At 34.5% G+C, this 22,255-nt stretch carries 14 protein-coding genes; 9 read left to right on the top strand and 5 right to left on the bottom strand.

The annotated features are described in order from the left end of the window. Positions 1–60 precede the first annotated feature (60 nt). The 3 genes from BW936_RS10665 (at position 61) to BW936_RS10675 (ending at position 4,137) form a co-directional block, all read left to right on the top strand. On the top strand, positions 61–1,131 hold the full coding sequence (locus BW936_RS10665; protein ID WP_076548367.1) for a protein kinase domain-containing protein: 1,071 nt from the start codon (positions 61–63) through the stop codon (positions 1,129–1,131). Next, the gene (locus tag BW936_RS10670) at positions 1,131–2,678 is read left to right on the top strand and encodes a tetratricopeptide repeat protein (protein ID WP_076548368.1); all 1,548 of its coding nucleotides are present in this window, start codon (positions 1,131–1,133) and stop codon (positions 2,676–2,678) included. Before BW936_RS10665 ends, BW936_RS10670 begins: the two co-directional genes overlap by 1 nt. A gap of 478 nt (positions 2,679–3,156) precedes the next feature. Next, entirely contained in the window at positions 3,157–4,137 is a 981-nt protein-coding gene (locus BW936_RS10675; protein WP_076548369.1) for a PLP-dependent cysteine synthase family protein, read from the top strand. A gap of 16 nt (positions 4,138–4,153) precedes the next feature. On the opposite strand, the gene BW936_RS10680 is transcribed toward BW936_RS10675, so the two are convergent. Further along, on the bottom strand, positions 4,154–5,998 hold the full coding sequence (locus tag BW936_RS10680) for a PLP-dependent aminotransferase family protein (protein ID WP_076548370.1): 1,845 nt from the start codon (positions 5,996–5,998) through the stop codon (positions 4,154–4,156). Between the two features lie 832 nt (positions 5,999–6,830). On the opposite strand from BW936_RS10680, the gene BW936_RS10685 reads away from it, so the two are divergent. The 5 genes from BW936_RS10685 (at position 6,831) to BW936_RS10705 (ending at position 14,924) form a co-directional block, all read left to right on the top strand. Continuing rightward, positions 6,831–8,012, top strand: a complete 1,182-nt coding sequence (locus tag BW936_RS10685) for a TlpA family protein disulfide reductase (protein WP_076548371.1) — start codon at positions 6,831–6,833, stop codon at positions 8,010–8,012. Between the two features lie 319 nt (positions 8,013–8,331). Next, positions 8,332–9,792: a DUF3375 domain-containing protein gene (locus tag BW936_RS10690; RefSeq protein WP_244156213.1), complete on the top strand. Its 1,461-nt coding sequence runs from the start codon at positions 8,332–8,334 to the stop codon at positions 9,790–9,792. Beyond that, entirely contained in the window at positions 9,789–10,367 is a 579-nt protein-coding gene (locus BW936_RS10695; RefSeq protein ID WP_076548372.1) for a DUF4194 domain-containing protein, read from the top strand. Before BW936_RS10690 ends, BW936_RS10695 begins: the two co-directional genes overlap by 4 nt. 37 nt (positions 10,368–10,404) lie before the next feature. Beyond that, entirely contained in the window at positions 10,405–13,752 is a 3,348-nt protein-coding gene (locus tag BW936_RS10700) for an ATP-binding protein (RefSeq protein ID WP_244156214.1), read from the top strand. Continuing rightward, positions 13,749–14,924 carry a Wadjet anti-phage system protein JetD domain-containing protein gene (locus BW936_RS10705; protein WP_076548374.1) on the top strand — a complete coding sequence of 392 codons (1,176 nt, stop codon included), beginning with the start codon at positions 13,749–13,751 and terminating at the stop codon, positions 14,922–14,924. The genes BW936_RS10700 and BW936_RS10705 overlap by 4 nt, the downstream gene beginning before the upstream one ends. 321 nt (positions 14,925–15,245) lie before the next feature. Here BW936_RS10705 and BW936_RS10710 read toward each other — a convergent pair whose 3' ends face one another. The 4 genes from BW936_RS10710 to BW936_RS10725 form a co-directional block, all read right to left on the bottom strand. Further along, complete coding sequence (locus BW936_RS10710) at positions 15,246–16,493, bottom strand: glycosyltransferase (RefSeq protein WP_076548375.1); 1,248 nt, start codon at positions 16,491–16,493, stop codon at positions 15,246–15,248. A gap of 1,279 nt (positions 16,494–17,772) precedes the next feature. Beyond that, positions 17,773–19,284, bottom strand: coding sequence for a DEAD/DEAH box helicase (locus BW936_RS10715; protein WP_076548376.1), 1,512 nt, complete (start codon positions 19,282–19,284; stop codon positions 17,773–17,775). Positions 19,285–19,383: 99 nt separating this feature from the next. Beyond that, positions 19,384–20,313: a 2-hydroxyacid dehydrogenase gene (locus tag BW936_RS10720; RefSeq protein ID WP_076548377.1), complete on the bottom strand. Its 930-nt coding sequence runs from the start codon at positions 20,311–20,313 to the stop codon at positions 19,384–19,386. Positions 20,314–20,316: 3 nt separating this feature from the next. Next, positions 20,317–20,826, bottom strand: a complete 510-nt coding sequence (locus tag BW936_RS10725; RefSeq protein ID WP_076548378.1) for a DUF6155 family protein — start codon at positions 20,824–20,826, stop codon at positions 20,317–20,319. A gap of 172 nt (positions 20,827–20,998) precedes the next feature. Between BW936_RS10725 and BW936_RS10730 the strand changes: the two genes are divergently transcribed. Further along, entirely contained in the window at positions 20,999–21,862 is an 864-nt protein-coding gene (locus BW936_RS10730; RefSeq protein ID WP_076548379.1) for a sigma-70 family RNA polymerase sigma factor, read from the top strand. The last annotated feature ends 393 nt before the right edge of the window (positions 21,863–22,255 follow it).

The raw sequence follows: 22,255 nt of genomic DNA on the forward strand, positions 1-22,255 counted from the left end.
TATTAAATTTAGATTTAAATTAGGTCATTAAGTTAATTTTTCAAACAACACGAGATATTTATGAGTTTAACTTCAGATAATGCAGCAGAATCATTAACCGGGAAAACTTTAAAAAATGGATGGAAAGTAGTAAAGAAAATAGAGCAAAAAATAGGTGGCTCAGGTGGTTTTTTTAGTTTTTGTTATCTTGTGCGAAAAGGTAATGAAGAGGCGTTTCTTAAGGCACTTAATTTTCAAGCTTTTTTTCAATTATTTAAGGGAAAATCTATTGTCGAAATCTTAAACGAACAAACTAATGCTTATCAATTTGAAAAAAAATTGTTAGAAAGATGTAAAGATAATAAGCTTAGCAAAGTATCTAAAATAATTGACGAAGGAGAAGAGTTTTTAGATGGCTTCACAATACCAAATGTTCCATATTTAATTTTTGAAATGGCTGATGGTGATGTTAGAGGACATATGAATTATAGTAAGGATGTCGATGTTGTTTGGAAACTAAAATCTCTACATAATGTTGCAGTTGGATTGAATCAACTACATAGTGTAAAAATTGGACATCAAGATTTAAAGCCTTCAAATATTTTAGTATATGATAATGGTTTGACTTCAAAAATTGGTGATTTAGGTAGATCACTCTGTTCTGATATAAAAGCACCACATGAAACTGGTAATTTTCCTGGAGATTTAAACTATGCGCCGCCCGAATTTCTTTACAGATATATCCACCCTGATTGGAACTTCAGAGTTCGCTCAACAGACATGTATTTATTTGGTAGTCTTGTGGTTTTTTATTTTTCTGGAGCTAATATGACAGCTTTAATTGGAAAAAATTTGAATCCTTCGTTTAAGTGGACCAATTGGAATGGTAATTTTAAAGATGTAAATGATTATTTGGTAGATGCTTTTTACAAAGCTCTGAAGGAATTTAAAAATATTATTAAGGATAAGATTTTAGCTGATGAATTATTAAAAATCGTAGAATATTGTTGTTTTCCAATACCTGAAAAGAGAGGTCATCCAAAGACTATTCCCATTGATTCTAAAATGGCTAATTTCAATCAATTCCAATTTCATAGAACTGTTTCTAAATTTGATTTACTTCAAAGAAAAGCAATGCTTAAGTTAAAATAATGGCTGTAATATATGAATTAAAAGAAAGAAGATTAATACCTAATTGGCGAGATTTTAAAAGGACTCTTCAATTAGGTGAACTTGTTCAATCAAATATATCTTCTATACCCTTAAAACTTACTATAGATAGGACAACTCAAGATTGGCAGTTTCAAAAAAACATGGGAACCGCAGCAGACTTAGTAAATTCTGCCTACATTTCTGGACACAATAATGAATTAGTTGAAGAAGCTATTAGTTATATAAAAGCTAATAGTCAAAAATCTTCATCTAGTTTAAATGACTTGGTAAAATTAATTGAAACGGTATCTTTTGATAAACAGGTAATCACCAATAATTCCTTGTTGGAAATTGATGTAGAAACAATTAGTGAATTTCAAACGTTCATTAATAACACTACATTTCATAAAGTAATTAATAAAACAAAAAACAAAGCCAAAGCAGAACTCAAAAATCCGATAACATGGGTAGAGCTCGCTAGATTATATTCTATGCGGGGTCAAGAGAAAAAAGCTGAAAATGCAATTTTGACTGCGTTGTATTTAGCTCCAAATAATAGATTTGTACTTAGGTCTGCCACACGTTTCTTTATTCATTTTAACGAATATGAAAAAGCCATATTTTTCTTAAGAAAATCAGAAAACATAAAAAAAGATCCTTGGCTTATATCTGCACATATTGCTACATCTTCTATTATGGGAAGATTTTCTCCATTTATCAAGGCAGGTAAATCACTTGCTAGTTCTGGAGATTTTTCAAATTTTGAACTAACTGAGTTAACAAGTTCCTTAGGAACCTTGGAGTTTAAAGATGGATCTTATAAAAAAGCTAAACAATTTTTTGAAAAATCACTATTAGCACCAAATGATAATAGTCTAGCTCAATTGGAATGGGTTTCAAATGACGACAAAAGATTTAAATTTAATCCTCTTAACTTCGAAAACGTAATCAATCCTTTTGAGGCTAGGGCAATGGAGTTTTTGAGTAGAGGCAATTGGGAACTAGCATTTAATAACACTATTAAATGGTTTTTGGATATGCCTTTTTCAAAACGTCCAATTATTTTGGGTTCTTACATTGCCAGCTCATTATTAAAAGACAAGCACGCGGCTCAAATTTTATGCCAGGTTGGACTACAAGCTAATCCCGAAGACCCCACTTTATTAAATAATATGGTTTATAGTATAGCGACATCTAACGATTTGACCATGCTTGATCGTTACGTTTCTAAAATGATGGAAGTTGATATTAATAGTCTTCCAATTGAACGTCAAATAACATATAATGCAACTTTTGGTTTGGCTGCTATTAAAAAGACTGAAATAGATCTTGGAATTAGTCTGTATAATAGAGCGATTGATTTAGCTACGAAAAATAAAAAAGAATATCTCAAAAAAATTGCAATAATAAATTTTACTAATGCACTGATTGATATTAAACATCCAGATCGATTCAAGTATTTTGATATTGTTAAAAATATTAAGGTCAAAGAAGATGAAAAAGAATTATCTCAGTTTAAAAAAGATTTAGAAAAACGGATTAACTAAATTTTTATTTATTAGATTAAACTGAAAAAGCTCACAGATCTTAGTATAAGTAAACTTATCCCAAATATACAGATAGCTTCACTCCGCTCGCTATGACGAATTAAAAAACGTCTTTGCGAGGAACTTTTTCGCGACGTGGCAATCTGTTTAATTTGCGTAAATGGCTATGTTTAAAGTAATACTGTCACTTCGAGTGATTTTTTGGTTGAAGCATCGTAGAAACCAAAAAGTGGTATCGAGAACTTTGGTACACAAAACCGTTCTCTATACTAATTTCTTCTGCCTCGAAATTCACTCGAACTGACAAAATGGTGAATCGGATAGTTACGGTCACTGAGCATAGCCGAAGCGAGCATGTTCCAAACAAACAGATAATCACCCTCCCCTCGCTATAACGAATATCAATCATTGATGTGTCTGCAACAATATTGCGAATGCCAATCTAGTTTTATACTTTTGATCGACTTTAAAATTAGCTATGGAATACGCAGAAAATATACTTGGTACCATCGGTAATACGCCTCTTGTTAAAATAAATACACTTACAGCAGGGTTACCTTGCTTGGTGTTAGCTAAATACGAGACTTTTAACCCTGGGAACTCGGTAAAAGACCGTATGGCCTTGAAGATGATCGAAGATGCAGAGGAAGACGGAAGGCTACAGCCTGGTGGAACTATAATTGAAGGAACATCGGGTAATACAGGTATGGGATTGGCTTTAGCCGCCATAGTAAAGGGGTACAAATGTATTTTTGTTCTGGCGGATAAACAGTCTAAAGAAAAGTGCGATATTTTAAGAGCGGTGGGTGCAGAAGTTGTCGTTTGCCCCACAGCGGTAGAGCCGGAAGACCCAAGGTCTTATTACTCCGTTTCTAAGCGATTGGCAAAGGAAATTCCTAATAGTTGGTACGTAAATCAGTATGACAACCCTAGCAACGCTCAAGCGCATTACGAAAGCACGGGACCAGAAATTTGGAAACAGACCGATGGTAAGATTACGCACTTTGTAGTGGGTGTTGGTACCGGAGGTACCATATCTGGTGTTGGAAAGTATTTAAAGGAACAGAACCCTAATGTAAAAATTTGGGGTGTAGATACCTATGGTAGTGTATTTAAAAAATACCATGAAACGGGCGTTTTTGATGAAAAGGAAATCTACCCATATGTAACCGAAGGAATTGGTGAAGACATTCTGCCAAAAAATGTAGACTTTAATATCATTGACGGTTTCACGAAAGTCACCGATAAAGACGGAGCAGTGTATACCCAACGTTTAGCAAAAGAAGAAGGTATGTTCTTGGGCAACTCCGCCGGATCTGCCATAAAAGGCGTATTGCAATTAAAAGAACACTTTACCAAAGACGACGTGGTAGTCGTATTATTCCATGACCACGGTAGCCGTTATATTGGTAAAATGTTCAATGATGATTGGATGCGTGAAAAAGGCTATATAGAATAGCCTTTTTCAGTAGCACTTACATACTATCTACAAACTGTTTAAATACTCTTTTATGCTGCTCCAAATCTAGATCAGGAGAAAGGGAGACACGGGCAATATAGTCCTTGTCATCCTCTTTAGTGGTGCCTTGTGTAGAAGTAGCCGGTATGGTCCAGTAACAACCTTGTAACTGTCCGTAGCTTACACAGTACTTACTCTCATTAGGTATTTCAGTAATCATTAAATTGATCAATTTATGATTCATTTCCCGTTTGTAGGCTTCTCGTTCTTCTGCCGTATTTCCTTTTGTGGGTAGGTCCAAAGAAAAGACCGATGGCGTAAATCCTTCGTCTGCCAATTCATCCGATACAAAATTGATTTTTGCTTCCGGTAATATTTCTGATATGAACTGTACAAATTCGTAGGTGTTCACATACGCTTTATGAATTCTATCCTTCATTGACGGCATTTGCTTCGCCAAAATTTCATACTGTAAATCCGTTGCTTCATTATCGCAAAGATGTAGGTGAAGTTCTATTTTTTCAATTAAAGCTTCCGCCTTTTTATTCGCTATACAATAACCAGCCGTACATTTTCCGCCACTTGGAAATTTTGACCCGCTCGCAAATGAAATTGTTCTTACGGAGGATAGAATATCTTCATCCCCTAAAAAGTGAACATTTGGGCAAAACGTTTGATCCAGAATAAATACGGGATCTATAGCTTCGCTCCCACTAGCCGTTTCTCGTTTTGCACTTAAAACATCTCTTAATTTATCTAGTTCAGGAACTTCAACTCTGGGGTTTGTCGGTATTTCAGCAATAATAAATGGTATGGCATCTTCTTTTGCTAATTTATCAAGAACAATGTCAATACTTTGTACCATATCATTATCACCATCCACAGGTAAATCAACTATCTCAATAGCATCGCTACAAGCAGCCACACGCCTTGCTTGATCGTTGGTACCACCATAACAATTTGGTGGAACCACAATTTTAATTGCCTTACCCTTGTGGTTTTCTAAAGCATGGTCAACCAAGCCCATCATAATGGCATATTGAATGGATAATCCGCTTGAAGCTACCAGCGGAGTTGTATTTGTACCACTAACTTCTCTAATTACATCTAATACGGCAGCCTTGTTCTCCGCTGCATTTGATTTTTTAATGTCCGAAAAAGGTTGTTTTACCAAGGACTGTAAAGCTGTAAGACAGTTTGCGGGAGTCATGGCAACGGTTTCCCTTCTTCTTACATGCTGAATATCTGAAATGTATGTGGTATTCTGTTCACCATTCACCAAAAGTATACTACCCAAATTACCGTGAAGGTTGATATAGAAATCGATATTCGGATTTAAATCTACCGCAGCAATTTCCTTTTGTTCCGATACTAAAATAACACTACCATCAAAATCTTTAACATCGCTTGCTTTTTCTACCTGTTGTAAGGTAAAAGTATAGCCGTAGACGGTACGTAATACTTCTGCATCCAAAGAACTAGGCAATTCTCCGGTAAATGCAATAAGTGTATTCTTATTGGATAATAAATTTGTTCTTAAGATGGATAAAATAGGCGTCGTCTTTGACTGAAAACTAATGACCTTCTCTGAGTCTAGATTGTTCATATTTCCAATTGCCCATTCTAAAACACAAGACAACGGATGACCAAGTCTGATGTAATCATAAGCCGTAGGTAAATTGTGAAGCGCAACGGCATGAGCATTATGCTCTTTTGCTAAAGCTTCAAATTGGTCTAAAAATTGAACTTTTGCCAGTTCTTCATTATAAATATCTAACCGATGGGTCGTTAGGTTCAACCAGTCAGCTGGCATATTGTTTAATACATTCTCTATATATTCTAGCATTTTATTTCGCTCCATTCTTATCATCATTTTATCTATTCAAAATTACGTAATAATTGGTGTTTTTATAGAATTCAGCTAGCAGTTTCAGCTGGCAGTCTCAGTTTTCAGTATTCAGTTTCAGTCTCAGCTGGCAGTCTCAGTTTTCAGTATTCAGTTTCAGTATTCAGTTGGCAGTATCAGTAATCAGTTTTCAGTATCAGTTGGCAGTTACGCTGTTCTGAATTCAACAGAAGAACATTATGTGTTCCAATCCCTTTGCGCTTAGGATCACCATAGGTTTACAAGATTGTCATTTCGAGTGGCTTTTTGTTGTAGCATAGCGGAAACCAAAAGTTGTATCGAGAACTTTGGTACACGGAACGGTTCTCGATACTAATTTCTCGTGCCTCGAAATTCACTCGAACTGACTAGGCGTTTCTTTTAGTTAAATATAATCAGTTTTCAGTACCAGTTGGCAGTCTCAGTTTTCAGTTTCAGTTAGTAGTTACACTGTTCTGAGCTTAGCAGAAGAACCTCATGTGGTCCTAAGCTTTCGAACTTCGCTCAGGATGATATTTCGTAACCAAGAATGTCACTTCGAGTGGCTTTTTATTGTAGCATAGCAGAAACCAAACAGTTGTATCGAGAACTTTGGTACACGTTAGGGTTCTCGATACTAATTGCTCGTGCCTCGAAATTCACTCGAACGGATAGAACGTTAAATAAGAAATCCAAGGTCAATTTGAACAAAACGCAAACTCTCAGCGCTTGTATTCTATTGTTGAAAAAACGAACTTCGTTATAGTTGGCTAACAATAATCAAAACTTCAATTAGTTTTCCATTGCCATTAATTTAATATAAACGAGAATGCACCTTTTAAAAAAAATTCCCGCCTTCCTATTAGTAATACTATCCTTTACCGCTTGTACTACCAGCCCAAGTATATCGGGTAAAATAGAAGGCATAGAAAAGGAGAATGCAACCGTCTATTTAATTCAGCCAGCAACATTTCAAGATGTGGCAGCTTCCTATTTAGGTAAAATTATAGACTCCGCTATTGTGAAGTCTGACGGAAGCTTTAGATTCAAACATCTGCCAACGGGTAAAGAACCGACATTGCTGGAGCTTGCCGTGCAGCCCACAGGAAAAACTGGTAGTTATTTAGAGAACGACAACCCAAAAGAGGCGAATTACATGCCTATTGTTTATCAATTTGGAGAACCTATTCACATAACAGCAAAGTATAATGAGTTCCAACAAAGTTTTAAGTTAGATCAGCCATCTGAAATAAATAAGGCATTGTTAGCATTAAGAGATATAAAATCAACTGCCTACCAAACCTATTTAGCTGAAAAGAAATGGCAAGTAGAAGAAGGTGATGAATTAATGGCAAAAGAGCATGCTGTATTACAATACCAAAAAGCCTTAATGGAATTCGCCGATGGCACTATGCAACTATTTCCTGCACTAGTAGCTTTACGTTGGGTAAGCCCGGAGAAAGATTATGAACGTGTACCCGAATTTTTAGTGGACCAATGTAATAAATGGAACAAAACACAACCGGATCACCCTTGGGTGAAACAACTGTGTAAAAAAAGCGAACCCGAAAATTTACCGGTATTGATAGGCGATGAATTCCCTAATATCCAATTACCGATGATGACGAAAGACACCTTGCTTCTTAATGATCTATTGGGTAAAAAATTGACGATTGTGGACTTATGGGCATCTTGGTGTGCCCCTTGCAGAATAGAGAACCGAAAAGTTCTAGTACCCCTTTACAATGAATATCATGAACAAGGATTAGAAATAGTTGCCTATGCTTTAGAAAGTGATGAAGCAGCCTGGAAAGCCGCGGCAACACGCGATGGCGCAGATCGTTGGTTACAAGCCTCAGATTTACAAGGTGATGATGCCCCTTTCTTAAAGAAAATACGTGTACGTACCATACCTGCCAATTTTATTCTTGATAGTAACGGCGTAGTCATTGTAAAAAATTTGCATGGTGAAGAATTAACGAATTTGGTGGAAAGTAATTTTGAAAAGTAAGTAAGAATTACATTATAATTAGTTATTTCGTTAATAACTTGGTAATAACTCATCAAGTAAGTACTTGTTTTCAATTTTTGAAATATAGAACTTAGCTTTCTCTCCCCCGAAGCATAATAAAAACAAAACAGCTAAAAAGAATTGTAACTCGTCTGAGCTCTCTACGTTGTGTTAAAACGTAAATCGTCCTAAAAATGAACATTTAAACTAAAAACACCAACGCACAAATAGAACATTTGGTTTTTTGGCTAACACAAGAGCCAACGCTGAAAAAATCAAAAGAGCTGTTTCTTGCCAACGCTAAACATAATGAAATTGAATGATAGAAAGTTCTAAAATATTAAGTAGTCTAAACACTTCACCAAGTGTCGAACTGTTACGCTTGAGAAATAGAGATATAATTGTTGAGTTTTTGGTTGAGCTTTTTTCAAATAAGCAAGTAGTAATTTCTTCCGACAAAATTCATACTCAATTAGCAGACTTTTTGGAGTATAAAAAAATTGAGAATGATGAAGAGAGTGAAATCACTGTCTTTGACACCTATGAAGATAAAGCCAAAAAATATATTCTCAATTGGACTAACAAAGGTTTTTTAACGAATTATCCTGATGAACAAGGTGATGTCTATTATGAACTCTCGGCTCATTCTAGTAAAGCCATAGATTGGTTAGGGAGTTTAAAAAAAGAAGAATTTGTAGGTACTGAATCAAAATTCAACAATATTTTAAATCAATTAAAAGAACTGGTCGAATTTACCAATGAGGATACTGAAAAAAGAATAGAGCTTTTAGAAGAGAAGAAACTTGAAATCGAACAACAAATCCAGCGAATAAAAATAGGTGAAGATGTTAAAGTTTTTGAGGAATTCGAAATACTTCCACGTTTCAATCAAATCAATCAATCCGCAAAAGAACTATTGTCAGATTTTAAAGAAGTAGAGGATAATTTTAAAGATATTACAAAAGGGATTTACAGAAAACACGCAGATGGTAGTTTAAGTAAAAGTGATATTTTGGAATTTACCTTTGATGCTCTCGAAGGACTTAAAGAAAGTCAACAAGGAAAAAGTTTTTATGCTTTTTGGTCTTTCATCTTAAATCCTGAATTACAGAGTAAATGGGAAAGATTGACCTCAGAGCTGTATAAAACATTAGAAGAAAAATCTATCCCTATTAGTGACCCATTCTTAAAAGGAATGAAAAAGCACCTTCACTATTCAGGACAAAAAGTATATAAAGCCAACGATAAAATGGCTGATAAGCTAAGCAGAATTATTCGTGAAAGTGAAAGTTCCAAATCTGAGCTAACTAAAAGAATAATTCAAGATATTAAAAAAAGTCTTGTAGAAGTAAATAGTAAAAAACCAAATTCTGATATTTCATTCACGTTAGAAGATAGTCCAGAAGTTAATATCGCATTTGAACGGAAACTGACCTTTGAACAAAAAGAAGAAACAATTTATTCAGAAAAACCACAAATTGCTAATGAAGACATTACATCTTCTATTCATTTAAGTAAATTATTTTCTCAATCAAACATTGATAAAGAACTATTGAGAAAAAGAATAAAAGATATTCTTAAAGATAAGTCCCAAACAACAGTTTTAGATGTTATTGAAAATTATGGCGGTCTTGAAAAAGGTTTACCAGAATTGTTTGGATATATTGGTGTTTCAAAAGAATTCAAACATATCATAAATACTGATAAAACTCAGCGTATAATTTTTGATATTAAAAACAATAAACAGATAACAATACCCGAAATCATTTTGACCAAATGAGCAATTTAGAACAAAGCATTAAGCCATATAGCAAAGCAATAGTAAAACTTCTTAAAGGAGTTGTCGAAAGAAACTCAAACGTATGGGAAGATATTATCTATTATCAAGAACAGATTCAGGAATATGTGGCTCAAATTGGCTTGGAACTCATTGTAAAAAAAGACGATGGGTTTGCATTTGTAAAGCAATTTGAAAACAGCGAAGGCAAAACACTTGGGTTAATAACAAGACGTCAGATAGGATTTGAAACATCCATAGTTCTTTTGGTATTGAGACAAAGTTTAGAAGATTTTGATAGTAATCCTACACAGTTAACACCTGAAAAATTTATATCAGACACTGAAATTAAAGACGAATTGGAACTTTTTTTGCAGGAAGGATACAATAAGATGAAGTTTCAACAACAGCTAAATAAATACATTTCAAATGCTGTAGAATTGGGCTTCTTAAAAGAGGTTTACAAGAAAGACAAAGAAACTAAATATCAAATACACCGAATTATCAAAGAAAAAATAACGCTGGATATATTACAGGGTTTCAAAATAAAATTACAAGAATATGTTGAGTCTGTTTAGCACTAGTTCTGATACTGCTGGTTTCAGACTTCAATATATGGAAGTTTTTAACTGGGGAACGTTTGACCAAAATGTATTCAGAATAAACCCACAAGGTCATAATTCATTGCTAACTGGTGCAAATGCATCGGGTAAAAGTACGTATATAGATGCTCTACTAACCTTAATGGTTCCAGCCAAAAGAACTAGATTCTACAATCAATCTTCCGGAGTTGAAAAAAAAGGAGACCGAACAGAAGAAACTTACGTTCTTGGACATTATGGCAATATTCAAGAAGAAGGCAAATCTACAACATCCACTCAAAAACTGCGTGAAACAAACACCTATTCTGTAATCCTTGCTCATTTTCAAAATACAGAAGAGAAAAATATAACGTTATTCCAAGTACGCTGGTTTTCAAATAATGAAATGAAAAGGCAATTTGGTATTGCCCACATTCCTCTTGAAATAGAAAAAGATTTTAGTCAGTTTGATTCTAAGGGTAACTGGAAGAAACATTTAGACAAAACATACAACGAAAACATTACAAAGCGTAAAATTGAATTTTTAAATGGACCGACTGATTATGGCGAAAGAATGTACCATTTATTTGGTATGCGCTCAATCAAAGCATTGAGTTTATTTAATCAAGTGGTTGGAGTAAAGGTTTTGGAAGATTTAGATGAATTTATAAGGACAAATATGCTAGAAGAGCAAGATGCCGAAACGGAATTCATCCAATTAAAAGAAAGCTTTTTGACATTAATGGATGCCAAAACCAATATTGAAAAAGCTAAAGAACAGATTGCACAACTTACACCGATTAATGACATTGCGAATAATCTAAATGAAATTCAAAAAAAATTACAGCAATTAGAAGATTCAAAAGAAACAGCTGTCTTTTGGTTTGCTAAAAAAGGGGTAGAATTAGGCGAAAAAGAATTAGAGAGCTGTAAAGATAAATTAGAGCAATTAAACAATGAGTTAACTGAACTCAGAAGTCAAGAAGAAAGTCTGAAAGCAGACGAAAGAAAAATTTCAATTTCTATTGAAAAGGATGAAGTGGGAAGTAAAATCAAGGATCTAGAAAAGGAAATAAAACAAATTACTAAAAGTCGAGATTTAAGAAGTGGAAAACTTGATGATTATAACAAAATCGCCCAAAATATAAGCCTGACAAAAAACCCAAATACAGAATACTTTACTACAAACCGTGAAAAAGCGAAAAAATTAAAGATAGAAACACAGGGGAAAATAGAAGATGAAAGCGAAAATTTTCGCTTGCTAAAAAACAAGGCTGATGATTTTGAAAAATCCACGGATGATTTAGTAAATACCATTAAGACATTACAAGAAAACAAGAACAACATTCCTGTAAATGATGCTAGAATTCGCGAAGAATTAATTGAACATATAGGAGCCACAAAAGAAGAAATTCCTTTTATTGGAGAACTTATTCAGGTAAAACAAGAAGAGATGGCTTGGGAAGCTTCCATTGAAAAGGTACTTCACAATTTTGCATTGCGATTGATTGTTCCACCAAAATATTATTCTGAAGTAAACAAATATGTTAATGGTAATAATTTACGAGGTAGAATCCGTTACGACAAATACGAAGAAGAAGATTATCTCAAAAATTTTCAAAATAAAAAAACCAACTATAAATCGTTGGTTAATAAAATTAATATTAAAACCAAAACACCATATTACGAATGGATTGAGAACTATTTAGAAGCGCAGTTTGATTTTGTTTGTGTAGATAACCTTTCAGAATTTGAACGCTATTCAAAAATGGCAATCACACAAAACGGATTAGTTAAATTCAGAAAAGGAAAACACGAAAAAGACGATCGTAAACATATTTCAAGAAGAGAAAATTTTGTTTTGGGTTGGGATAATACCGAAAAGGTTTCTGTTTTGAGAAAAGAACTTAAAAAGCAACAAGGACTTCAAATAGAAAATAAAACTGCTATTTCCGACAAAAAAACTGAAATAAAAAACTTAGGAACATACAGAGATGAATGCCACAACCTATTTTCAAAATTTGATAAATACGATGACATAAACTGGGAAACTTATGCTAACCAAATACAGGAAAAAACAGAGCAGAAAGAAGATTTAGAAAAGACTAATGACAGTGTAAAAAAGTTACAAGAACAGTTACAAAAAGTACAAGATGATTTAAAACAACTATCTGAAGTTAAAATTGAAAATAAAGTAATAGAAAAAGGTAAAAAGCAAACAGAAATTGATTCTGTTATTAATACTGTAAATAATAACAAAGCTATCTTTGAGCATTTAGGTGAGATTGTTGTTTCAGAACTCGAAATAAACAATCCTGATTTGGAAGATATTGATTACGCTAATTTTGAAATAACCCGTAATAATTTTCAAAATAAAAACTCAAAAGAAACATCAGAGTTAAATAAGCAAAAACAAGGTAAAGAAAGAGAAGTTGTTATTAAAATTAATGCTTTTAAACATCCAACGGAAACCATAACAAACAAATTCAAAGATTGGCGTTCTGATGTTAATTCATTGCCTGATTCCACTAACTTAGAATTCATTGGTGAGTATCAAAAGTTTTTGGAAAAGTTAGAAAACGACAATCTTCCAAAATTCGAGAAAAAATTCAATGATTATTTACAAGAAACAATTACCAATAAAGTAGGCGATTTTAGAATGTTCTTCGAAAATTGGTCAGATTCAATTAAAGAAAACATTGAAAATCTTAATGAATCATTGAAAGAAATTGATTTTAAAAATAAACCCAAAACATACATTCAACTAGTCGCACCGAACAAAATCAATGATGAAGTAAAAGAATTCAGGAAATTACTCAATGATGCCATTCCTAATATTAGGGAAGTTGATTCTTCCATTGATGGACGAAAACATCATTTTTACAATCACATAGAACCGTTAATTTCAAAGCTTGATAAAGAAGACTGGCGTAAAAAAGTAAGTAATGTTCGTTCGTGGTTCAATTACAAAGCTGAGGAATTTTATAAAGAAAATGACCAAAAATTTAAAACTTATGAAAATATGGGGCAACTTTCTGGTGGTGAAAAAGCGCAACTTACTTATACCATCTTAGGTTCTGCAATAGCATATCAGTTTGGCTTAACCAAAGAAGGACTACAAAGTGATTCATTTCGCTTTATAGCTATTGATGAAGCATTTAAAGCACAAGATGAAGATAAAGCTCGTTATTTGGTAACGCTATGCAAACAACTTCATCTACAATTATTAGTGGTTACACCAAGTGACAACATTCATATTGTAGAAAATGATATTTCATTTGTACATTTTGTTGAACGAAAAGAAGAACGACATTCTTGGCTTTACGATATGCCAATTGAACAATTCAAAAAAGAAAAAGAGAATTATTTAGACAATCAATGATTACGCCACAGGAAATAAGGAAAAAAGCCGAAAGGAAATATATAGATTATCTCAAATCATTGGTTAGCAAAAAACCTTTCGATAAACTAATAATTAGAGGAGATAAAAAATATACTAAATCATCTTTGCCTGAATTTGAGAAGGAAATACAGGCAATTGTCAGTCAATCCAAAGAAAAGAGTGCCTATGGTTATAGTTTAGATTTTCAACAAGTTAAAACAAAGCATTTAGGCACACAGGATTTACCTATATCCATATATTTTGAAACGGAACAAGATTTTTTGAAATTTTTGGGTAATCAAAAAGAGGTTGATTTTTTTAAATTAAACGTGAAGAAGATAACTAATGTCTTCCCTTATTTGGAAGAATGGATAATCAATAAACCTATAAAGGTTATTCAAAATGAAAAAAAATGGGATGATATATTGAAAGTATGCTTGTATTTTAAAAACAATCCTTTACCAAGCTTATATGTTAGGGAATTACCAATAAAAATTCATACAAAATTTATAGAGGATAATAAAGGAGTCATCAAAGAGTTGCTTGATGTAGTAATTTCAGACTATATTCAAAAAGATAAAAAGCAATTTGAAAAAAGGTTTAACCTTAAATATGCTGAGCCACAAATTCGATTTAAAGTACTTGACCAAGAAATAAGTCAAACATTTTTTTCAGGATTAGATGATATTGCTATTCAAATTAGTCAGTTTGAAAATCTTCATTTACCAATTGAAAAAGTTATTGTATTTGAAAATAAAACAAATTTCTACACTGCTCTAACACTACCGAAAATGAGAAAAACTATTGCGCTTTTTGGAAGCGGTTTTAGAGTTTACAATTTAAAAAATGTGAAGTGGTTCAAAGATAAAACAATACTTTATTGGGGAGATTTAGACGCTCAGGGTTTTGAAATATTATCTCAGTTTAGAGGATATTTTCCTAATGTGAAAAGCATTTTTATGGATAAAAAAACATTTAATAAGTTTTTTGAAAATGATAACGGTACGCTTTCGAAAGTTTTGACAAAACTCAACCTAACTGAAAAAGAGAAAATGCTTTACGATATTTTAAAAGAAAATAACTGGCGTCTTGAACAAGAAAAAATTCCGCTTGACTATGTGAATTCTTATTTTGAGAAAGAATATGCTAACGCTTTAAACCATACACATTAGCAATTACACAAGCCTACGATAAGCCAAAAATCACAAAAGAGTATGTCTTGCCAACGCTAACGTTCAAACTAAATAACAAACATCGGAAAACCAATCTTAACGGAAAAAGCACTATGCATAACTAAGAACTGAGGAAAAAAAACATAGCTAATATAGACTTTCTTAGAGTTTTTTGTGTATTTGCAAAGTCCGCCAAATTTTAATTTGGCTTTTAAGAAAAATAAAATTAAATTAAAAAATTCGGCTCGTGCATAACCCGAAAGGTCAGCGTCTATTTACACGATACGTTTCATATACTAACCGATAACGAAATCCAACCAACTACCCCCTATTCTTCTCCTCAATCCATTTACTCATAAACTTGGTAGCGGTCATAGTTTGGTGTTGTAATAAAGCTCCTGTAAAGTTCTGTTTTCTATGAGTAGCTATATTTTTTTGAAGCTGTTCAACTTGCGCTATTAACATATTTTCTAAGCTCGATTTAGCATATAACGTATTGATCAAAATCTTCCCTTGGTCTTGAGCATTTTTCCAAGTATGTTGTGTGGTATATAATCTAACAGCAGCTTTCACAAAAGCGGTATGGTCATTTTCTATGTAACCGTTCCAATCCAGAATACCGTGCATGCCTTCTGCACCAATGGTGGTAGTAACACTGGGTGTACTGTTTACTATGGCAGAAAGTAGTTTTCCTTTAATTCCCGCTCCGAAACGCAGCGGAGCTAGGCATACTTTTGCCGATTGCATGACTTCATTGGCATCGGCTGCCCTACCGTGAACTAGAAATCCGCCTACAGGGTTATTCATTTCTAGTATTTGCTGCGGCAAATAAGCACCGTAAATATGTAATTTGGCTTCTGGTAATTGTTTGTGAATTAAGGGCCAGACAGTCGATTTTAAGCATTTTACCGCATCAATATTGGGCGCGTGTTTTCCGCCACCTATGAATACAAAATCCGATCTTTCGTCAAAGGTTTTCCAAGTGGTCTCGCTGGTAATTTCGTTTACCATAAAAGGGAGTAACAATAATAGACTTTTATCTATGTTGAGTACATCGGTCAGTAATTCCAGTTCATAGCTAGAAATGATCAAAGAGAGATCACAGCGATAAATACTAGCAATTTCTCTTTTGGTTTTATCATCTGCCAACCAAGCATCCGTAGTAAATGGAATATCTTTTTTGAAGCATTGCTCACGCACATGACGTAGGGAATGTAAATCTTCGGTATCTAATATACGAAGCGCATCGGGGCAGTTTTCCGCCACGCGCCACCCAAATTGTTCTTCGGTCAAAAAGCGATCAAACAACACCACATCAGGATTCAAATCGGTAACAAAAACATCAAAAGAACTATCGTTCATTTTAATATCCGCCGTCTGGTATCCAAGCGCCTCCATATCCGCCGAGAAATCCGATTTCGAAGCCGCTGACCCTACGGTAATGGAATACCCTTGCTTTTTAAATACATCTAATAATTGCATCATCCGCACCCCAGCAGCTGTAGATGCAGGTTCTGGCCATACGAGAGCGATTACGAGGAGGGTTTTGGGATTTTTTTTTAAGTACAAAGTCGGAAGTATTAAGTACAAAGTTCGGAAAATGGTTGGTGGTTGGCAAGTTTTTAGTGGGCAGTATCAGTCTTCAGTGGGCAGTTTTCAGTAACAGTTTACGGTACTCAGTTTTCAGTGAGCAATAACGGTGTTCGGTTTTTATGTTTAGTTATAGTGTCACTTCGAGTGGCTTTTTGTTGTAGCATAGCGAAAACAAAAAGTTGTATCGAGAACTTTGGTACACGGAACGGTTCTCGATACTAATTTCTCATGCCTCGAAATACACGCGAACTGACAAATGATAATTCGGTCATTTAGCGGAGCCGAAGTATTGGTTCGGTTACTTGTGAGTTTGCGCTTTTAGTAGGCAGTTTCAGTGTTCAGTTAGCAGTTTTAAAAACGTTATTGCGAGGAGTTTTTCACAACGTGGCAATCTGTTGAATTTATGTAACTATTTGTCTTTAATGTAATACTGTCACTTCGAGTGGCTTTTTGTTGTAGCATAGCGGAAACCAAAAGTTGTATCGAGAACTTTGGTACACGAAAGGGTTCTCGATACTAATTTCTCGTACCTCGAAATACACTCGAACTGACCAGGCGTTTCCTTTATGTAAATGTATTCAGTTTTCTGTGATCAGTATCAGTATTCAGTATCAGTTGGCAGTTACACTGTTCTGAGATCAGTAGACGAACTTCACGTGTTCCAATCTCTTCGCGCACAGAATAAAAAAATGTCACTTCGAGTGGCTTTTTGTTGTAGCATAGCGGAAACCAAAAAGTTGTATCGAGAACTTTGGTACACGAAAGCGTTCTCGATACTAATTTCTCGTGCCTCGAAATTCACTCGAACTGACAAATGATAATTCGGTCATTTAGCGGAGCCGAAATAGTGGTTCGGTTACTTGTGAGTTTGCGCTTTTAGTAGGCAGTTTCAGTGTTCAGTTAGCAGTTTTAAAAACGTTATTGCGAGGAGTTTTTCACGACGTGGCAATCTGTTGAATTTATGTAACTATTTGTCTTTAATGTAATACTGTCACTTCGAGTGACTTTTTGCTGCAGCATAGCGGAAAACAAAAGTTGTATCGAGAACTTTGGTACACGATAGCGTTCTCGATACTAATTTCTCATGCCTCGAAATTCACTCGAACTGACCAGGCGTTTCTGTTATGTTAATGTATTCAGTGTTCAGTTTCAGTTGGCAGTGTTCAGTTTCTTTGCGTCTTTACAAGGAACTTTTCGTGACGTGGTAATCTTTTGAATGCAAATGGTTGATAGTTATGGTTTAAAACAGCGAAACTTATAGTTTAGCGGCGAACATTTTAGAGATTTTAGAACGTAATTTTCGCTCATAATCATCTTCTAGCCACTCTTTGTAATTCTTGGTGTTGTTCATTATACAATAAGAATACTGTCTTACACGATACTTAATTTCCTCTTTTAGTTTTTTAGCTAGAATACGCGCATCAAAAACATCTTCAGAATTTTCAAAACAAATTTTCGCATGTTGCTGAATACTCTTTTCAAGAACCAATTTAGATTTCTCGCCGTTGGCAAAACTCTTTTTATATTCCGCTTTAATATCAAAATCGATATCGGTTGAATTTGCAAATTCAGCTCGTAAATCTGCCGGCATTTCATATACGAATTCCCGTTCTATCTCCTCGTCATTCTTAATGTTCTCCAGGTAAAAATCTGGAAAATGGAAAATCTCTTGCCAGTCTATACCGGCATTCCACAGTCCAAAACGGGCTACGTTATTTCCCATATCAATAACATTGAACTCTTGCTTTTGAGGAAGGTATCTAGAACCACGACCGATCATTTGAAAATAAAGGGTCAGCGAACGTGTAGCTCTATTTAGAATAATAGTTTCTACACTAGGCTCATCAAAACCCGTAGTCAATATACTTACCGATGTTAAAATGGCATCAGGCGTTTCTTTAAACCATTGTAGAATTTCTTTTCGCTCTGCGGCGTTATTCTTATTATCTAGGTGACGAATATTATAACCCGCTTTTCTAAAAGTTTCACACACGTACCTAGACGTATTTATTCCATTATTAAAGATCAAGGTCTTAGTACCTTTTGCAATTTCGTTGTATGCAGAAACCAGCTTGTTCAGCATACTGTGGTTACCGTAAAGCTCATCAGATGACTTCACCGTATAATCACCGCTTATCCCTAATTTTAGGCTTTGCAGGCTAACATCATAGTTATACATATTTGCCTTTGCCAAGAATTTTTTCTGAATCAACGATTCAATAGACTCTCCCACAATCAACTTTTTATAGTTGTCCTTCATGGGGAGCTTAATGTTTGAACTTAAAGGAGTGGCGGTTACCCCTAATATTACAGAATTTTCAAAGAATTTAAAAAGCTTACGGAAAGAATTATAATGCGCTTCATCAATAATAACCAGTCCGATGTTGTTGATCTCTACCTTTTCTTCCTGTAACCTGTTGTTCAGCGTTTCTACCATGGCAACAAAGCACATAAACTCGTCTTGATCTTGCCATTCTTTTACTTCACTATTGATTATTTTGTTCTTTACACCAAAACCGTTCAACATACGTGAAGTCTGCTGACTTAATTCTATACGGTGTGTAAGTACAATGACCTTCTTATTGGTTTTTGCAATATAGCGTTTGGCAATTTCAGAGAACACCACCGTTTTACCGCCACCGGTAGGCAATTGATACAGCAGGTTAGAATTATCGCCATTTTCTTCTAAATATTTAAAAATGGCATGTAGATCTTCCTCTTGATAATCGTACAGGGTTTTCTCAGTAGTTTGGTTATGTAGCTTCAAAAGGTTTGTTGTCGTTTATATAGGTTAATAATGCAAAAACCTTATAAAACTATGAGATTTTTATGGGTCTAGGAAATAAAAAACTTGAAAAAAACAATATTAATAGCCCTTGTCAGCATCTACTAAATTTTGCAATTTTTCTCCGGTGCCCAACCTTTTATAATTTTCCACTATCTGTGGTATTACGGAATTAGTATCTGAAACACTTGCGTGATGGGGAGTCATATGCACCTTTTTATGATTCCAAAAAGGATGTGCTTTAGGTAATGGCTCTGTATGATATACATCTAAACAAGCACCGGATAAATGTCCGGAATCCAATAAGGCAATTAAATCATCATCCACCAAATGTCCGCCACGGGCAACATTAATAACAAACGCATTCTTAGGAAGCAGAGATAACAGCTCTTGGTTCAAAATACCTTCGGTTGCAGGTGTTAACGGTAGTAGACATACTAGAATATCTGTGGACTTAAGAAACTCTTTCTGTTCATCAGCGCCAGAAAATGTCTTAACACCATCAATAGCCTTTTTGCTTCTACTCCACCCTTGAACCTTAAAATTGAAAGAAGAGAGGTCACTTGCCGTAAGCGCGCCTAATTCACCAAGACCCAAAATACCGACGGTAACATCTTTAATTCTTTTATAGTCTTTAGGCGACCATATATTGGCTACCTGATCTAATTTATAGGTATTTAGGTTCTTTAAATGCGCTAGTATAACCGCCAACACATGTTCAGACATATCGCCTGCTAAAAAGGGATCTACAATACGGGTGATAGGAATGTTCTTAGGGCGTTTATCATCTTCAAAAATATAATCTACTCCGGCACCGGCAGAAGCTATACACTGTAAATTGGGATAATTGGCCAATGAGCCGGTAGGATGTTTCCAAATGACCGCCATGGTAATTTCATCTTTTGGGTGTTCTTCTAGGTAACTATATACCTCTAGGGAACTATCTGCATTGAGCAATGCATTTTTCCAAAGTTCAATTTTATCATCTTGTCTTATAATTACTATTGCCATATGTTAATCTATAATATCCAATGCTTTTGAGAATTCTTCTTCAAAAAGCCATTTTTGTTGTTGTGTTTCAGTGTAAATTTTTAGGATACGCTCTCTAAATTCAGGAAAAATTCCTTGAACTGTAGTAAATTGAATTACTTCATTGAAAGAATTGAGCATACTTCTGTAGAAGGAATCCGGCACATTTTTCTCCATGGAATAAGTCTGTGCAATTTCTAGGTTATAGCACATGACATCTGCAATTAAATGTGGGTCTACCCCTAACTTTATAAAATGTTTTAGAAATTTCTGGGCTACGGAGCGTCTTGCTTTTGGACGTCTTCGCTTAAGCGGAAAATATTCATTTGATATTTTTGCTTTGGCATCTTGAACGAGTTTATCTTCTTTAGGATTAAAGGCAAAATCATAATAGGTTTTAACGGCAGGGAATTTTTCGTACAACTCTAGTATTTGCTCTTCAAGTGCTTTTTTGGGAAGCTTGGAAAGATACGTTTTTAATGCCCGTTTACTCATAAAATTTCTGTGTCAATATTCAAAAATACGCTTTACAGAAACAACCTCCTAAAAGCATTGGTCCATCTTAAAGCTAACAAATGCTGTAGAAGTATAGTGAAATACATTAGGAAATATGAATAAAAAGCGGTATACTGTAAACTTGTACAACTTCTAAATTCCATACACACATATGAGGCAACTAAAGATTATCAAGCAGGTAACGAATCGTGAGTCTAAATCACTGGATAAATATTTGCAAGATATCAGTAAAATTGATTTGATTACAGCGAATGAGGAGGTAGAACTAGCGCAAAAGATCCGTGAAGGTAGTCAAGCAGCTTTGGAGAAATTGACCACTGCAAACTTGAGGTTCGTAGTTTCGGTAGCAAAACAATATCAAAATCAAGGTCTTAAACTACCAGATTTAATAAACGAAGGAAATTTAGGCTTGGTAAAAGCAGCAAAAAGATTTGATGAAACCAGAGGATTTAAATTTATTTCCTATGCCGTTTGGTGGATTAGACAATCTATATTACAAGCTTTGGCAGAGCAATCTAGGGTTGTTCGTTTACCATTGAACAAAATTGGATCGATCAATAAGATTAAAAAAACATTTTCTTACCTAGAACAAGCTCACGAGCGTCCGCCTTCTCCTGAAGAGATTGCAAAAGAATTGGAAATGACGGTTTCTGAAGTTAAGCAATCCCTCAAAAACTCAGGTAGACATGTATCTATGGATGCGCCTTTACGTGAAGGTGAGGATTCTAACTTGTATGATGTATTACGTTCAGGAGAGTCTCCAAAACCAGATAATATTCTGTTGCAACAGTCTTTAAATACGGAAATCAATAGAGCTTTAGAAACCCTATCTCCAAGAGAGGCAGATGTTGTTAAGCTTTATTATGGGATTGGTGATCAACAATCTATGACTTTAGCAGAAATTGGCCAGACGTTCGATTTAACAAGAGAACGTGTTAGACAAATACGTGAAAAGGCTATTCGTAAATTACGACATGCCTCTAGAAGTAAGTTACTTAAAACCTATTTAGGATAAAAGCTTTGGAGCAAGATTGCGAGGCCTTGAATAGAAAACATTAGTGATTGTTCACTGCAAGCGTCTGCATATTTAAATCTCTATTAAAGCGTAAACTTATATTTTAAAAAATAAAGCGCCCGTTTATACGGGCGCTTTATTTTTATCTCAGATTTGACAACACTACGAATAAGTTAATTTATTGATATTAAAATTTACAAGGATGTTGTTAAGGTCTTGGATAAAATTTTGATACGATGAAAATTCTTGATTTTGGTGTGCCATAGGTGCATTTTTTGGGGTTAAGGTTCAGTTTACATATAATCCAACTCAGCTAGCTCATTGATACTAAGAATTTCATTTAAATCTTGAAGAAATACAAGGTATTCCTCACCATAGGTGTCATAAAGCATA

Source organism: Maribacter ulvicola (assembly GCF_900155985.1).
In the GTDB taxonomy this organism is placed as follows: domain Bacteria; phylum Bacteroidota; class Bacteroidia; order Flavobacteriales; family Flavobacteriaceae; genus Maribacter; species Maribacter ulvicola.

Bases quoted from the DNA above. Each gene is read 5' to 3' on its own strand.
- BW936_RS10665 (WP_076548367.1), top strand. From the start codon at position 61: ATGAGTTTAACTTCAGATAATGCAGCAGAATCATTAACCGGGAAAACT.
- BW936_RS10670 (WP_076548368.1), top strand. From the start codon at position 1,131: ATGGCTGTAATATATGAATTAAAAGAAAGAAGATTAATACCTAATTGG.
- BW936_RS10675 (WP_076548369.1), top strand. From the start codon at position 3,157: ATGGAATACGCAGAAAATATACTTGGTACCATCGGTAATACGCCTCTT.
- BW936_RS10680 (WP_076548370.1), bottom strand. From the start codon at position 5,998: ATGGAGCGAAATAAAATGCTAGAATATATAGAGAATGTATTAAACAAT.
- BW936_RS10685 (WP_076548371.1), top strand. From the start codon at position 6,831: ATGCACCTTTTAAAAAAAATTCCCGCCTTCCTATTAGTAATACTATCC.
- BW936_RS10690 (WP_244156213.1), top strand. From the start codon at position 8,332: ATGATAGAAAGTTCTAAAATATTAAGTAGTCTAAACACTTCACCAAGT.
- BW936_RS10695 (WP_076548372.1), top strand. From the start codon at position 9,789: ATGAGCAATTTAGAACAAAGCATTAAGCCATATAGCAAAGCAATAGTA.
- BW936_RS10700 (WP_244156214.1), top strand. From the start codon at position 10,405: ATGGAAGTTTTTAACTGGGGAACGTTTGACCAAAATGTATTCAGAATA.
- BW936_RS10705 (WP_076548374.1), top strand. From the start codon at position 13,749: ATGATTACGCCACAGGAAATAAGGAAAAAAGCCGAAAGGAAATATATA.
- BW936_RS10720 (WP_076548377.1), bottom strand. From the start codon at position 20,313: ATGGCAATAGTAATTATAAGACAAGATGATAAAATTGAACTTTGGAAA.
- BW936_RS10725 (WP_076548378.1), bottom strand. From the start codon at position 20,826: ATGAGTAAACGGGCATTAAAAACGTATCTTTCCAAGCTTCCCAAAAAA.
- BW936_RS10730 (WP_076548379.1), top strand. From the start codon at position 20,999: ATGAGGCAACTAAAGATTATCAAGCAGGTAACGAATCGTGAGTCTAAA.